Origin of the sequence: Thalassospira sp. CH_XMU1448-2, from assembly GCF_037027285.1 — a bacterium.
Taxonomy (GTDB): domain Bacteria; phylum Pseudomonadota; class Alphaproteobacteria; order Rhodospirillales; family Thalassospiraceae; genus Thalassospira; species Thalassospira profundimaris_C.
The window spans coordinates 942,211-957,346 of the sequence record NZ_JAYMEA010000001.1 but is presented as its reverse complement, the minus strand read 5'-3'; the positions used below and the strand labels follow the sequence as shown (position 1 = coordinate 957,346).

Here is a 15,136-nt window from a genome sequence, read left to right as displayed (position 1 = left end):
GCGTCGTTCATTACCTTTCGAACAAGTATAAAGGTGCAGATTGCAACAAGTCCAATGGGTTTCAAGTACAAGTCCTTGAAAAAGAACACCCCGGCCATGGACCGGGGTGCTCGCAATCTTAAAGCAGCCTTGCGTATCAAGCCGTTTCCGGTTGCCAGCGCAACACAGGCTTGCGCGCCGCTGCCGTTTCATCAAGACGACGACGCGGCGTCAGGTAAGGTGCGTTCTTGAAGAACTCTGCATCACCCGACTCGGCCTTTGCGACCAGTGCAAGCACTGCATCACAGAACTGGTCGATCGATTCCTTGGTTTCGGTTTCGGTCGGCTCGATCAGCAATGCACCATGAACGACCAGCGGGAAATACATCGTCATCGGGTGGAACCCTTCGTCGATGATTGCCTTGGCAAGATCCAGCGTCGAAACACCGGTATCTTTCAGGAAGCTGTCGTCAAACAGGGCTTCATGCATGCAATAGCCCGGGAACGCCACGCTGAGCTTTTCCTTGAGACGGGCAAGCAGATAGTTGGCATTAAGAACAGCATCACCCGACGCCTGACGCAGACCATCCGCACCGTGGCTTTTCATATAGGTCAGGGCACGAATGAACATGCCCATCTGGCCATGGAAGCCTTTCAGACGGCCAAACGGCTTCATGCCGTCATTTTCGTCTGCGGTTTCAACCAGATGGAAGCCGTTTTCATTGCGCACGACATAAGGGATCGGTGCGAACGGCGCCAGGGCATCGGAGAACACAACCGGCCCGGAACCCGGTCCGCCACCACCATGCGGAGTGGAGAAGGTCTTGTGCAGGTTGATATGCATCGCATCAATGCCAAGATCGGCCGGGCGAACACGACCAACAATGGCGTTGAAGTTCGCACCATCGCAATAGAAGTAACCACCAGCCGCGTGCACCAGATCGGCGATCTTGCGCACATCACGTTCGAACAGGCCGCAGGTATTCGGATTGGTCAGCATGATACCGGCGACATCGTCACCAAGCTTGGCCTCAAACGCCGCCAGATCAACACGACCATCCTCGGTTGCCGGGATTGAATCAACCGTAAAGCCACATGCAGCCGCGGTTGCCGGGTTGGTCCCATGGGCCGATTCCGGCACCAGAACACGACGGCGGTTTTCGCCACGGGCATCAAGGGCCGCACGAATGGCCATCATGCCGCAAAGTTCACCCTGTGCACCGGCAGCCGGTGACATGGAAACAGCCGGCATCCCGGTCAGAACCAGCAACCAGTGTGCACACTGGTCAATCAGTTCAAGCGCACCCTGAACCGTGCTTTCGGGCTGCATCGGATGCAGATCGGAAAGACCGGGCAAACGCGCAACCTTTTCATTCAGGCGCGGGTTGTGCTTCATGGTGCAGGACCCCAGCGGGAAGAAACCGGAATCAATCCCGAAATTCTTCTGCGACAGGCGGGTAAAGTGGCGAACCACCTGCGGTTCGGACAAGCCCGGAAGACCGACATTGCTGTCACGATCAAGGCCTGCAAGGCGCGACTTCGTACCTTTCGGCTCTGGCAGATCAACGCCGGTGCGGCCTGGCTGACCCTGTTCAAAGATCAGCTTTTCTTCCAGAACAAGTCCACGGTTGCCGGTATGGGTTGTAAACGTCATGCCAGCGCCTCCTTCAATGCGGACGCAAGGGCCGCGATATCTTCATCGGTATTGGTTTCAGTAACCGCCACCAGCAGGTAATTATCCAGATCAGAACGGTTCGGATAAAGACGCGACAGTGGAACACCACCAAGAACACCCTTGGCGACCAGTGCCTCGACAACCTCGGCTGCCGGTTTGGCAAGCTTGACAGTGAACTCGTTAAAGAAGCTGTCATTCACAACCGATGCACCAGCGACGGAATCAATTGCATCCGCAGCCTTGCAGGCATTTTCGTGGTTCAGGATTGCCAGGCGACGATAACCGTCTTCACCAAGCAGGCTCATGTGAACCGTGAATGCCAACGAGCACAGACCGGAGTTGGTGCAGATGTTCGATGTCGCCTTTTCGCGACGGATATGCTGTTCACGGGTCGAAAGTGTCAGAACAAAACCACGCTTGCCATCCTGATCCACCGTCTCGCCACAGAGACGGCCGGGCATCTGACGCACCAGTTTCTGGGTGGTGGCAAACAGACCGACATATGGCCCGCCATAGTTCAGCGCATTGCCGATTGACTGGCCTTCACCGCAAACGATGTCGGCACCGAAGCTTCCCGGTGACTTGATCGCGCCGAATGCAACAGCCTCGGTAAAGACGACAACCAGAAGCGCGCCCTTGGCATGGCAAAGATCTGCAAGCTGGGTGTGGTCCTGAATACGACCAAAAACATCCGGGTACTGCACAACAACGCAGGCCGTCTGATCATCAATCAGTTCGCCCAGTTCCTCGACAGTTGCCTGCTGTTCCGGGTTGCCGTCACGTCCGGCAACTTCGGTATCGCTGTACTGGCAATAGGTCTCGGTGACTTCGCGGTAATGCGGATGCAGGCCGCCCGAAAGAACGGCCTTTTTGCGACGGGTCGCACGGCAAGCCATCAGGACAGCCTCGGCACAGGATGTTGCACCATCCCACATCGATGCGTTGGCCACATCCATACCTGTGATCGATGCTACCTGGGTCTGGAATTCGAACAGATACTGCAACGTGCCCTGCGCGATTTCCGGCTGATAGGGTGTATAGGCCGTCAGGAATTCACCACGCTGGATGATGTAATCAACCGTTGCAGGAACATGGTGACGATAGGCACCTGCACCCAGGAAGCTTGGCACACTTGATGCGCCGATGTTTTTGGCGGCAAGCGCCTGCATGTCGCGTTCGACCTGCATTTCGCCAAGATGGCTGGGCAGATCAACCGGTGCATCAAGCAATGCGCCCTCGGGCACATCACAGTAAAGTTCATCGACTGATGACGCCCCGATGGTTTCAAGCATCACGGCGCGATCAGCGCGTGTCAGTGGAAGATAACGCATACTTACAGACCTTCGACGAAGTCTTTATAGGCTGCTTCATCCATCAGCTCGTCGAGCTGGGATTCATCAGTCAGCGACATTTTAAAGAACCAGCCATCGGTTTCCGGTGCTTCATTCACCAGCGCCGGATTGGCATCAAGTTCTTCGTTTACTTCAACAATTTCACCATCAAGCGGCGCATAAACATCACTTGCGGCCTTGACCGACTCAACGACGGCGGCATCGCCATCCTTGGTCAGTTTCTTGCCGATTTCCGGCAGCTCGACATACACGATGTCGCCAAGCGACTGCTGTGCGTAATCGGTGATGCCAACGGTTGCGATACCGTCTTCAAGCTCGATCCATTCATGTTCCTGCGAGAATTTCTTAGCCATTGTCTTAGTCCCTGTTGATCGTTTGTCTGCCGCGCGGCGATCCGCCGCACATTCTCAAGAATTACGGCGATTAGCCGCGGAAATAGCGATGCGGTGCGAACGGAAGTTCAACAACCTCTGCCGGACGGGCCTTGCCACGCACCATAAGATCGACCTTGGTACCCGGCTCGGAAAATTCAATTGCCACATATCCCATTGCAATCGGACCATCGACCGTCGGACCAAAACCACCGCTGGTGATTTCGCCGATTTCTTCGCCGTCGCTGTTCAGAATCGGGGTATGTTCGCGGGCGGGCGCCTTGCCTTCCGGCTTGATGCCGACACGTTTGCGGTCTGCACCATTTGCAAGCTGATCAAGGATGACATCCGCGCCCTTGAAGCCGCCCTCTTCACGACGGCGTTTGTTGATGATCCAGTTCAGATCGCCTTCAACCGGCGTCGTCGTGGTATCGATATCATTGCCATAAAGGCAAAGTCCGGCTTCCAGACGCAGCGAATCACGTGCGCCAAGACCGATGGCTTCGACTTCGTCCTCGGCCAGCAACTTGCGCGCAAGCTCCTCGGCACGGTCATTGGGAACGGAAATCTCGTAGCCGTCTTCGCCGGTGTAACCGGAACGGGTCACAAAGCAGGCGATCCCGGCAATCTCGATCTCGGCAAAACTCATGAATTTGAGATCGGCAACTTCCGGCGCAAAGCGTGCAAGAACCTTGGCAGCTTCCGGGCCCTGAAGTGCCATCAACGCACGATCATCAATCTCCTCAAGTGCAACACCATCGCCAAGGTTGGCGCGCATGTGAACGATGTCGTCATCCTTGCACGCTGCGTTGATCACAAGAAACAGACTGTCACCGGCATTGGTGATCATAAGATCGTCAAGGATCGTGCCGTCATCCTGGGTAAAAGCCGAGTAGCGTGTGCGACCCGGTTTGAGGATCGCGATGTCTCCGGGCACGAGCTTTTCAAGCTCGGCCACACGGTTTTCACCGGTCAGGCGAACCTGCCCCATGTGTGACACGTCAAACAGGCCCGCTTTGGCACGGGTATGAAGATGTTCACCCTTAACGCCGAGCGGATATTGCACCGGCATATCATAACCGGCAAACGGCACCATCTTGGCGCCAAGTTCTACATGGAGGTCATAAAGGGCTGTTTTAAGCAGTTCGGTCTGATGATCGGCCATCAAGCTCTCCCGGACAGTCGTTGCGAAACATAGCCGACCAATGGCCAACCACATTCCCCCTCTGTCTTGGAGCCTGAAAGAATCACAGCCGACTTGTCGTGACGGTCTGCTTACATCTTCGGCGAGGCGGTCACCGGCATTTCATTCTGATGCCGCCTGCTTTCCAGAGTCCCATCTCCCCGCGGTCCGTTTGCCTGAGAGTTTCCGGGGTGGTTGCTCCTTCGGCGTCCGCGCAATCCGTTATGGACCGTGGCACTCTCCCACGGGGATCACTTGGGTATGCGTCCTTATACGTATTTCAATCTCGGTCGACCAGCCCCAAAATTCAGGCAATCGTCAGACCGGAATTTCAACCTTGCGACGTCAGTTCGTTCCGAAACGACGATTATAGTCGAGCTGATCCGCACTTAGCTGGAAACCAAGGTAAATCTCGTAATCCGGTCCGGTCCAGACATCATCAAGTGGCACCGACAATGTTACCTGCTCGTCACGGAAACGAGCCATATTGAGGTTATCGGCAAACGGCATTGTGACATCAAACACCGATTTCTGAACAAAATTGCCCGCAGGGTCACGAAGCGCCACGAAATATTTAAAGGACGCGCTGCGCTCCTGCGCAGCCGGGCCAAGCTCGGCGGTGATAATCGGACTGATGATGACATCAAGCGTCTTGTCACCCAGATCATAACCGCAATCACCAAGATAGCCCGTGAACTCGGCCTCGACGATCACATCGGTCAGATCCTTGCCCGCGCCATTGAACTGGACAAGCTTTGCGGTGTCCTTTGGCAGATAGGCCGCCGGGCACGTCGGAACGGGCTGCTCTTCAAACGGGTTACCGCTGCACGCAGCCAGCAATCCACCAAGCGAGACCATACCCAATGCGCATACGCGCCGCAGTCCGTTACCGATTGTCATCCAAGCCTCTATCAAACCATCTGTTTTCTGACATGTGCACGATCAGCACTGTCCGCGCGCAGTCTATTCTCTCACTTGAACGGGCACAACCCGCTTCGGATATTGTCACAAGATGAAAACATCAAAATCTGCGAAATTCATGGCTTCTCGATCCATGCTGAGTCATTGCGCCACAAGATCAGGCAGGTTATGTAACAAGAACGCTTGAATAACTGCGCCGGGACAGCCCGGCACATTTTGGAAACCGGACCCCGTATCATGTCAGATAAAGCCAGTCTTCGGATCGTTCTTGCCAACCCGCGCGGCTTTTGCGCCGGGGTAGATCGCGCGATTGAGATCGTTGAAAAGGCGCTCGAAAAATATGGTGCGCCGGTTTATGTCCGTCACGAGATCGTCCATAACAAATTCGTTGTCGACCGCCTGCGCGATATGGGTGCCGTTTTCGTCGATGAACTTGATGCTGTTCCCGATGGCGTACCGGTAATCTTTTCGGCCCATGGCGTACCGAAATCCGTGCCCGAAGCTGCCGAAACCCGCAAGCTTGAATATCTCGATGCAACCTGCCCGCTGGTGTCGAAGGTTCATCGCGGCGCAGAACGCCATTTTGCCGAAGGCAAACATATTCTTCTGATCGGCCATGCCGGTCACCCGGAGGTCATCGGCACTATGGGCCAGCTCCCGGCAGGCAGCATGACGCTGATTGAAACCGAGGAAGACGCCGAAAAGCTTGAGGTCACCAATCCGGAAAACCTCGCTTTTGTTACCCAGACGACCCTGTCACTTGATGACACCGCCAAGATCATTGAAATCCTTCAGCGCCGGTTCCCGTCAATTTCGGTGCCGAAGAAAGAAGACATTTGCTATGCAACGACCAACCGTCAGCATGCGGTCAAGATGATTGCCGAAAAGGCTGATGCCATTCTGGTTCTGGGTGCGCCGAATTCATCGAATTCAAACCGTCTGGTCGAAGTTGCCAAACGCGAAGGCTGCACACGTTCCGTTCTGGTCGAACGGGCGTATGATATTGACTGGAGCAAACTTGCCGGGATTAACACCCTTGGCATCACCGCCGGGGCGTCTGCCCCGGAAGTTCTGGTCGAAGAAGTGATTGATGCCTGCCGCGAACGATATGACGTGACGGTCGAGACCATCACACTGACCGACGAGAATGTGACCTTCAAACTGCCGCGTCAGCTTGCAAGCTAATTCGATCTAACTGCTTATCTTTCAGATCAGGAATACGATAACTCCAATGGCCGTCTATACCGACGTTTCAGACGAAGACATCGCCCGTTTTGTCGCCGAATACGATATCGGTGATGTTGTATCGTTCAAGGGCATCGCAGAAGGTGTGGAAAACACCAACTTTCTGCTACAGACGACCGAAGCTCCTTTCATCCTGACCCTGTATGAAAAACGGGTAAATCCGGATGACCTGCCCTTTTATCTTGGTCTGATGGATCATCTTTCCGCCAAGGGACTTAACTGCCCGACACCGATCCACGGGACGGACGGCGTAGCACTGCGTCGTCTTTGTGGTCGCCCGGCAGCAATTACGTCTTTCCTGCAAGGCATGTCGCCACGCCGGATCCTGCCCCATCATTGTGCGGGTCTTGGTACCGCCTTGGCAAAACTCCATACTGCCGGTCTGGATTTCGAGATGCATCTTCCCAATGCACTGAGCGTCAAGGGATGGCGCGGACTGGTGGAAAGCTGTCGGGAACATGCCGACGATGTCGAACCCGGTCTTGGCAAGATGATTGGCGACGAGATCGCCTATCTCGAAGCCAACTGGCCCCATGACCTGCCCAAGGGGGTCATTCATGCCGATCTGTTCCCCGACAACGTATTTTTCTTCCCGGGCAAGGAAGATGTATCGGGATTGATCGACTTCTATTTCGCCTGCAATGACCTGCTGAGCTACGACATCGCAATCTGCATGAATGCATGGTGTTTTGAACCTGATAACAGCTTCAATGTTACCAAGGCCAAAAACCTTCTGTCGCAATATGGCAAGGTCCGCACACTGAGCGGCGGGGAAATCGCTGCTCTTCCGGTTCTTGCGCGCGGTGCCAGCCTGCGCTTTTTGCTGACCCGTCTTTATGACTGGGTGAATACGCCAAAAGACGCCCTGGTCACCCCCAAAAACCCCCGCGAATATATCAACAAGCTTCGTTTCCATCAGCGGGTGGAAAGTGCAGCTGCCTATGGATTTGATTAAGGACGCGCCCCTATGACTTCAAACAATGGCGGGGATAACCACGTCGAGATTTACACCGACGGCGCGTGCAGCGGAAATCCCGGCCCGGGTGGCTGGGGCGCGATCCTGCGTTTCAAGGGCGTTGAAAAGGAACTTTCGGGCGGCGATCCCGAAACCACCAACAACCGTATGGAAATGATGGCCGCAATCAGCGCACTCGAAGCCCTGAAACGCCCATGCACCGTCGATATCTACACCGACAGCAGCTATGTCCGCGACGGTATCACCAAATGGATTTTCGGCTGGCAGAAGCGCGGCTGGAAAACGGCTGACAAGAAACCGGTCAAGAATGTCGAACTCTGGCAGCGCATGCTCGAGGCTCTCAAACCCCACAAAGTGGAATGGCATTGGGTCAAGGGGCATGCCGGTCATCCCGAGAACGAGCGCTGTGATGAACTCGCCCGGATGGCTGTTCCCAAATAATGATATTTTCCGCTCGGCGCTGACAACTGCTTGAAGCTTAAACACTTCACCCCAAAATAGACGGGGCAGGTTATTGCAACCATTTATTTATCAGGAAAACAAAATCAAACTTGCCTTTCGAACAACTTCCGGGTTGATTTGACAAAGACATAGGAGTGTTGGCTCCCATACAAACGTCGAGTAGAGTATATCTGACTAGTCTAAAGTGGGTGCCCAGGAGAGAACGCTTGTCGCGCGGATCGTACGGCTTTTTACAACGGAAGTCTTTGAGCAGTCGGTTGCTTTTCATAGCATTGCCGCTGGTTTCTCTGTTCTCGCTCGCGCTTTTTATCGTATTTGGCTATGTCAGCTACAAGGTCCTTCGCGATGACCTGAATGGCAAGGTCGAACAGACCGCAGACATCAACGCCCGCGTGCTTGCCACCCCGTTCTGGTACCTTGATGTCGACAATATCGAATCCGCTTTGAATGCCATGGCACGTGATCGCGACATTGTCGCGGTGCAGGCTTTGGGCGCAGACGGAACCGAATTTGCCCATACCGGTGTTTCCCAGTCCGAACTGACTGACACGTTGCGCCTGTCACGCCGGGTCTATTTCGAACGCAACAATGTGCGCCACGATGTTGGCGAACTTGTCATCTACTTTACCGACGCCCGTGTTCAGGATCTTCTGTTCCGCCGTATCGCTATTGACATGATCCTGTTCGGATTGCTGATCGCTGTGGTTGCCGCCAGCCTGCTGATCGCAAACAAACGGTCGATCAAGGAACCGCTCAACCGACTGCTGCATTCCATTCGCATGACCAAACATGGGCGTCTGCGTCGTCCGGTGGAATGGAACAGCTCGGACGAACTGGGACTTTTGATCCGCGAATATAACGAAATGGTCGCCCTGCAGGGTCAGGCACAGGAAGAAGCCCAGCGCAAGCAGGCGCTTCTGGAAGCAACCCTTCATAATATCGGCCAGGGCATCTGTCTGTTCGATCAGGACCTTAATCTTATGGTCTGGAACGAACGCTATATCGAGCTTCTTAACCTGCCACGCGATCTGGTCAAGGAAGGTACGCCGCTTTCCGATATCCTGCGTTTCAACGGCGAGCGCGGCGAATATGGCGATGTCAGCATTCAGGCCCTGATTTCCGACCGCGTTGCCATTGCGCGCCGCCGCGAACCCTATCGGATGGAACGGACGCGCCCGAATGGCCGCGTCATTCAGGTTGATCACAACCCGATGCCCGGTGGCGGCTATGTTGCAACCTATACCGACATTACCGAACGTAAACAGACCGAAGCACGCATGCGCCATCTTGCCGTGCATGACGTCCTGACCAGCCTGCCGAACCGCACCCTGTTCCTTGACCGTCTGCGTCAGGCACTGCTTTCAGCCCGACGCTTCCAGCGCGGTGTGACTGTTCTGTTTGTCGATCTTGACCGGTTCAAGGATATCAATGACCACTTTGGTCATGACGTTGGCGATCTGATGATTCAGGAAATGGGTCAGCGCCTGTCGCGTATCATCCGTGATTCGGATACCGCTGCGCGTCTTGGCGGGGACGAATTTGCAATCATTCAGACCGACGTTCAGAATATCGAAGATACCATCGCCCTTGCCCAGCGCATCATAGACGAGCTTTCCCAGCCCTTTGACTGCCGTGGCATCCGGCTGCATTCGACGGCCAGTGTCGGTATTACCCTGTTTCCTGAAGATGGCGAGAACCCGGAACAGCTGGTCAAGAACGCCGATATGGCGATGTATGCGGCCAAGGCCGAAGGCCGCAACAATTACCGCTTCTTCCTGCCGTCAATGCATGAACGGGTCAAGGAACGTAAAACCATCGAGGAAGATCTGCGCAACGCGCTCGAACACGATCAGCTCGAACTTTACTATCAGCCAAAAATTGACTGCCGGACCGAAAAGGTCGTCGGTGCAGAGGCTCTTGTACGCTGGCACCATCCGGAACGTGGCCTGATCCTGCCCGGCGAGTTCATCTCGGTCGCAGAGGAATGCGGCCTGATCAACCGGTTGGGCGCATGGGTGCTGGAAAAGGCCTGCAAACAGACGCAAGTCTGGCGCGATTCAACTCTTCCGGGGCTTCGGATTGCCGTGAACCTGTCACCGGCACAATTCCAGGATGCCGAACTTGTTGATAGTGTGACCAAGATCGTCAAGGATACAGCCCTTCCCGAAGGAACGCTTGAACTTGAGATCACTGAATCCATCCTGATGAACAACCCGGAAAAGGCGGTTTCGACGCTCAAGGAGCTCAAGGCGCTTGGTGTGATGATCGCGATTGATGACTTTGGTACCGGTTATTCATCGCTGAACTATCTCAAACGCTTCCCGGTCGGCTCGATCAAGATCGACCGTTCGTTTGTGAACGACATTCATGTTGATCTTGATGACAAGGCCATCGTTGATGCCGTTATCGGCCTTGGTCACAGTCTTAATCTTGAAGTCGTTGCCGAGGGCGTGGAAGAAGTCGAGCAGCTTGAATATCTGCGTGAAAAGGGCTGTGATTTCATTCAGGGCTTCCTGTTCTCCAAGCCGCTGCCGGCAACCACGTTTGAAAGCTGGGTCAGTGAACGTCACAGTCGCGTCCCCGAAAAGGTCGCAGCGAAGTCCTGATCTGCAAAGGTTAATCTGAAAACAGTCACGGCTTTGCTTTGGCTGTTTTTTAGGCCACGGAGCCACCGCCACATGCGCCCGTTTCACGAAATTGAACAAGCGGCCATCGCGCGCAAGGGAAGCAAGGACTCTCTTTCTTCTGCTTTGCTGACCCCGAAATCCGCCGACGATATTGCCCGAGTTCCTGCCGACCGCTGGCTCTCGGAAATGAGTAAATGTGTCTTTCAGGCCGGTTTCAGCTGGAAAGTGATCGAAACCAAATGGCCGCGGTTTGAGGAAGTCTTTGACGGCTTCGATATTGGTCGCCTGTCGATGATGCATGATGAAGATGTCGAACGTCTTCTAAAGGCCGATGGCATTGTCGCACATGGCCCAAAGATCAAATCGGTGGGCGAAAATGCCCGCTTTCTGCAATCGCTTGCTGAAACACACGGATCGGTCGGTGCTTTCTTTGCCAACTGGAAGCGCGCAGATTATTGCGACAATCTGCGCATTGTGCAGAAAGGCGGATCGCGCCTTGGCGGAAAAACCGGACAGGTTGCCCTGCGTCGCATTGGTATGGATACGCCGATTTTCTCAAGTGATGTTCTTGAGGCCCTGAAGGTCGAAGGGATCGTCGCCAGGATGCCATCCTCGAACAAGGATTTTGCAGCCGTTCAGGCCGCTTTTGATCAATGGCACAAAGAATCCGGCAGACCCTTTACCCAGATCAGCCAGATTCTTGCATTTTCGGTCGGCTAGAGCCGCAGCAATCAGGCGTTGATGCCACTATCGACCGTGAACTCTGCGCCGGTGACGACCTTAGCTTCCGGTCCCGCCAGCCAGGCAATCAGCCCTGCCGTATCGTCGGGGTGGCTATATTTCGGGATCGACATCAAACCACGCTGGGCATCGGACATCTGACCATCTACCGGGTTCATATCAGTATTGGTTGATCCCGGATGAATAATGTTTGCAGTAATCCCGCGCCCGCCAAGATCGCGGGCCAAACCACGGGTAAAGCCGATCAGCGCGGATTTTGACATGGCATAAAGGCTGATACCCGGCCAAGGCACCTTATGGGCAAGGTTACTGCCAATTGAAATGATCCGGCCGCCTTCGGGCATATGTGTTAGTGCGGCTTTCACCGCAACAAAGACAGCCCGCACATTGACATCCATCGTCGCGTCAAATCGTTCAATGGTCAGATCATCAATCGGGGCGGCATCAAAGATGCCGGCATTGTTAACCAGAATATCAATCTTGCCGAACGCGTTTGCAGCCTCATTCACTGCACTGATGATATCTGCATCACTGCGGTTATCTGCCTTGATGGCAAGGGCTTTACCGCCTGCGGCTTCGACATCGCGCACAACTCTTTGGGCTTTTTCATCAGACTGAACGTAGGTGAATGCCACGGCGGCACCTTCATGTGCCAGACGCCGGACGATTGCTGCACCGATGCCACGGCTTCCGCCGGTAACGAATGCGACCTTTTCTACAAGGTTCTGCATCATAAACTCCATTTATGTAGTGATCATTACATAAATGCTGACAAACTTGCGCTACGCCGTCAATTATTTTATTTAATGATCACTACATAAATAAACGGACCAAACATGGCAGCACGCGGCAGACCAAGAAATTTTGATCGCAATGATGCACTGGACAAGGCTCTCGACCTGTTCTGGCGGCACGGTTACGACAACACATCCATGGCGGACCTCAGCGCAGCGATGGCACTACGCCCACCGAGCATCTATGCTGCGTTCGGCAGCAAGGAAGGCCTGTTTGAGGAAGTGGTGGAACGCTATTCCGAGCGGGTCGGAAAAGATATCTGGGGCAATCTCGACCGTTTTAAATCCGCCAGGGAAGCCACCCGCCATCTTCTGGTGTCGACCATCGAGACCTTTAGCCATCCTGAAAATCCGCGTGGCTGTATGATCGTTCTGGCTGCCCCGCAACCCGACGCTGAACATTCCAGCGTCGCCCGATCCCTTTGTGAACGCCGCAAGGGAAACGTGCAGGTTTTGAAAACGATTTATGCCGATGCGGTCAGGCGCGGTGAAATACCACGCGGCGCAGATCTGGATCGCATTGCAAATTACTATGTGACCGTGCAGCACGGCCTTTCGATCCAGACACGTGACGGTATGGATCGCGACGCCCTGATGGCTGTGGCCGATGCGGCAATGGCAACGTGGCCCAGCCTGATCAAAACGTCATTGACGTCCAGCTAGGCAGACGCCAATGACAAAAATTGATGTCCGGGCCAATCAATAGACCGAGGTTTCGCCCGCCGCATTTTCGCGACCAGAATGCTGCCCGACCGATAGATCTGACGATTTGCGGTCAACAAGTTCAACGATTTCGGAAATGACGCGGACCAGTTGGTAGTCCTTTGGCGTGTAGACAGCAGCAACCCCCATCTGCCGCAGGATCAGCATATCGGCTTCGGGGATGATGCCGCCGACAACAACCGGGATGTGACCTGCACCCTCTGCACGAAGACCATTGACCACTTCGCGTACCAGCGGCACATGCGATCCCGACAGGATCGAAAGGCCGATCACATGCGCCCCTTCGTCAATTGCGTTCCGCACCAGCGCATCCGGGGTCCAGCGAATACCCTCGTACAGCACTTCAATACCGGCCTCGCCCGCCTTGACGGCAATCTGTTCGGCACCGTTTGAATGGCCATCCAGACCCGGTTTGCCCACCAGCATCTTCATGCGCTCGCCAAGCTTCCCGGACACCTCATCGACCCGTTGACGCAACTGTTGAATGTTTTCGGCATCGCCGGTAACGATCATCGACGTGATGCCGGTTGGTGCGCGATATTCCCCAAAGACTTCACGCAGGGTTTGCGACCATTCACCGGTGGTTACCCCGGCATGGGCACAGGCAATCGAACTTTCCATGATGTTACGGCCTTCGCTGGCCGCTGATTTCAGAGCGTCGAGATTTTTTGCCACCTCGGCCTTGTCGCGATCTGAACGCCAGGCCCTGAGCTTTTCAATCTGTTCCTGTTCGGCCATGTCATCGACAGTCAGGATGGATTTTTCCCCAGACGTCAGCGGCGATGGCTCGGTTTCGGTATAGGCATTCACACCGATGACCTTGGTCAGTCCGCATTCAATATCGGCCAGACGCCGCGCGTTGGAGCGCACCAGCTCCTGCTTCATATAGCCTCGGTCGACCGCGGCAATTGCCCCACCCATGGCATCAATCTTGGCCAGTTCGGCGCGCGCACCTTCCTTGAGGGCACCAACCTTGCGCTCGATTGCCGGGTTGCCATCAAACAGGTCTTCATATTCCAGAAGGTCGGTTTCATAGGCCATGATCTGTTGCAGGCGCAGTGACCATTGCTGATCCCAGGGGCGCGGCAGACCAAGCGCCTCGTTCCAGGCGGGCAATTGCACCGCACGGGCGCGGGCATTTTTCGAAAGCACGACGGCCAGCATCTCGATCAGGATGCGATAGACGTTGTTTTCAGGTTGCTGTTCGGTCAGCCCCAGCGAGTTGACCTGCACCCCGTATCGGAAACGCCGATATTTGGCTTCTTCAATGCCATAGCGATCCCGGGTAATTTCATCCCACAATTCGCAAAATGCCCGCATCTTACAGATCTCGGTGACGAAACGAATGCCGGCATTCACAAAGAATGAAATGCGCCCGACCACCTGAGCAAAATCTTCTTCCGGGACCTGACCCGAATCGCGGACAGCATCCAGAACGGCAATCGCCGTTGCCAACGCATAGGCCAGTTCCTGTTCGGCGGTCGCCCCGGCTTCCTGCAAATGGTAGGAACAGACATTCATCGGGTTCCATTTTGGCACCTCGCGATAGGTGAATGCCGCAACGTCGGTAATCAGCTTAAGACTGGGCGCAGGCGGGAAGATATATGTCCCGCGCGACAGATATTCCTTGATGATATCGTTCTGGGTCGTGCCCTGAAGACTGTCGCGCGCAGTGCCCTGTTTTTCCGCCACCGCAATATAAAGTGACAAAAGCCAGGCCGCCGGGGCGTTGATGGTCATGGATGTATTCATCTGATCAAGCGGAATACCGTCAAACAGCGTCATCATGTCGCCGAGATGCGACACCGGCACGCCGACCTTGCCCACTTCACCGCGTGCGAGCACATGGTCCGAATCGTATCCGGTCTGGGTGGGCAGGTCGAAAGCAACAGAAAGGCCTGTTTGTCCCTTTGCCAGATTCTGACGATACAGGGCATTGGATGCCTGCGCCGAACTGTGCCCCGCATAAGTGCGGATCAACCATGGGCGATCCCGGTCGGCTCTTGCTGCGCTGCGTTCGTTTTCCATCGACATCGCGACCTCTTGTATTTTTATTACCAAATGCCTTTTCGATAATTACGCTTAAA

Annotated in this window: 13 protein-coding genes and 2 riboswitches; of the genes, 6 read left to right on the top strand and 7 right to left on the bottom strand. The window is 54.8% G+C overall.

Annotation, left to right across the window (positions count from 1 at the left end; all coding sequences use genetic code 11):
* Positions 1–136: 136 nt before the first annotated feature.
* The 5 genes from gcvPB to WA318_RS04295 all read right to left on the bottom strand — a co-directional run bounded on the left by gcvPB (position 137) and on the right by WA318_RS04295 (position 5,460).
* The gene (gene gcvPB, locus WA318_RS04315; RefSeq protein WP_336080100.1) at positions 137–1,633 is read right to left on the bottom strand and encodes an aminomethyl-transferring glycine dehydrogenase subunit GcvPB; all 1,497 of its coding nucleotides are present in this window, start codon (positions 1,631–1,633) and stop codon (positions 137–139) included.
* Positions 1,630–2,985, bottom strand: coding sequence for an aminomethyl-transferring glycine dehydrogenase subunit GcvPA (gcvPA, locus tag WA318_RS04310; RefSeq protein WP_336080099.1), 1,356 nt, complete (start codon positions 2,983–2,985; stop codon positions 1,630–1,632). Before gcvPA ends, gcvPB begins: the two co-directional genes overlap by 4 nt.
* Before the next feature lie 2 nt (positions 2,986–2,987).
* Positions 2,988–3,359, bottom strand: coding sequence for a glycine cleavage system protein GcvH (gene gcvH / locus WA318_RS04305; RefSeq protein ID WP_114097817.1), 372 nt, complete (start codon positions 3,357–3,359; stop codon positions 2,988–2,990).
* A gap of 70 nt (positions 3,360–3,429) precedes the next feature.
* The gene (gcvT, locus tag WA318_RS04300; protein ID WP_336080098.1) at positions 3,430–4,542 is read right to left on the bottom strand and encodes a glycine cleavage system aminomethyltransferase GcvT; all 1,113 of its coding nucleotides are present in this window, start codon (positions 4,540–4,542) and stop codon (positions 3,430–3,432) included.
* A gap of 59 nt (positions 4,543–4,601) precedes the next feature.
* Positions 4,602–4,711, bottom strand: a riboswitch (glycine riboswitch).
* 3 nt (positions 4,712–4,714) lie between these two features.
* Positions 4,715–4,815, bottom strand: a riboswitch (glycine riboswitch).
* A gap of 90 nt (positions 4,816–4,905) precedes the next feature.
* Positions 4,906–5,460: a hypothetical protein gene (locus tag WA318_RS04295; RefSeq protein WP_336080097.1), complete on the bottom strand. Its 555-nt coding sequence runs from the start codon at positions 5,458–5,460 to the stop codon at positions 4,906–4,908.
* A gap of 258 nt (positions 5,461–5,718) precedes the next feature.
* Here WA318_RS04295 and ispH point away from each other — a divergent pair, with 258 nt between their 5' ends.
* The 5 genes from ispH (at position 5,719) to WA318_RS04270 (ending at position 11,511) form a co-directional block, all read left to right on the top strand.
* Complete coding sequence (ispH, locus tag WA318_RS04290) at positions 5,719–6,666, top strand: 4-hydroxy-3-methylbut-2-enyl diphosphate reductase (RefSeq protein WP_336080096.1); 948 nt, start codon at positions 5,719–5,721, stop codon at positions 6,664–6,666.
* A gap of 46 nt (positions 6,667–6,712) precedes the next feature.
* Complete coding sequence (locus WA318_RS04285) at positions 6,713–7,681, top strand: homoserine kinase (RefSeq protein WP_336080095.1); 969 nt, start codon at positions 6,713–6,715, stop codon at positions 7,679–7,681.
* Positions 7,682–7,693: 12 nt separating this feature from the next.
* Positions 7,694–8,143, top strand: coding sequence for a ribonuclease HI (rnhA, locus tag WA318_RS04280; protein WP_114097812.1), 450 nt, complete (start codon positions 7,694–7,696; stop codon positions 8,141–8,143).
* Between the two features lie 278 nt (positions 8,144–8,421).
* Positions 8,422–10,770, top strand: coding sequence for a putative bifunctional diguanylate cyclase/phosphodiesterase (locus tag WA318_RS04275; protein WP_336080094.1), 2,349 nt, complete (start codon positions 8,422–8,424; stop codon positions 10,768–10,770).
* A 72-nt stretch (positions 10,771–10,842) separates the two neighbouring features.
* The gene (locus tag WA318_RS04270) at positions 10,843–11,511 is read left to right on the top strand and encodes a DNA-3-methyladenine glycosylase I (protein WP_336080093.1); all 669 of its coding nucleotides are present in this window, start codon (positions 10,843–10,845) and stop codon (positions 11,509–11,511) included.
* A gap of 11 nt (positions 11,512–11,522) precedes the next feature.
* Here the strand turns inward: WA318_RS04270 and WA318_RS04265 are convergent, their stop codons facing one another.
* Positions 11,523–12,263: an SDR family oxidoreductase gene (locus WA318_RS04265; protein ID WP_336080092.1), complete on the bottom strand. Its 741-nt coding sequence runs from the start codon at positions 12,261–12,263 to the stop codon at positions 11,523–11,525.
* Positions 12,264–12,368: 105 nt separating this feature from the next.
* On the opposite strand from WA318_RS04265, the gene WA318_RS04260 reads away from it, so the two are divergent.
* Complete coding sequence (locus WA318_RS04260) at positions 12,369–12,989, top strand: TetR/AcrR family transcriptional regulator (protein ID WP_336080091.1); 621 nt, start codon at positions 12,369–12,371, stop codon at positions 12,987–12,989.
* A 36-nt stretch (positions 12,990–13,025) separates the two neighbouring features.
* Here WA318_RS04260 and WA318_RS04255 read toward each other — a convergent pair whose 3' ends face one another.
* Positions 13,026–15,083 (bottom strand): protein meaA, encoded by a 2,058-nt coding sequence (locus tag WA318_RS04255; RefSeq protein ID WP_114097808.1) that lies wholly within the window; start codon positions 15,081–15,083, stop codon positions 13,026–13,028.
* Positions 15,084–15,136 lie beyond the last annotated feature (53 nt).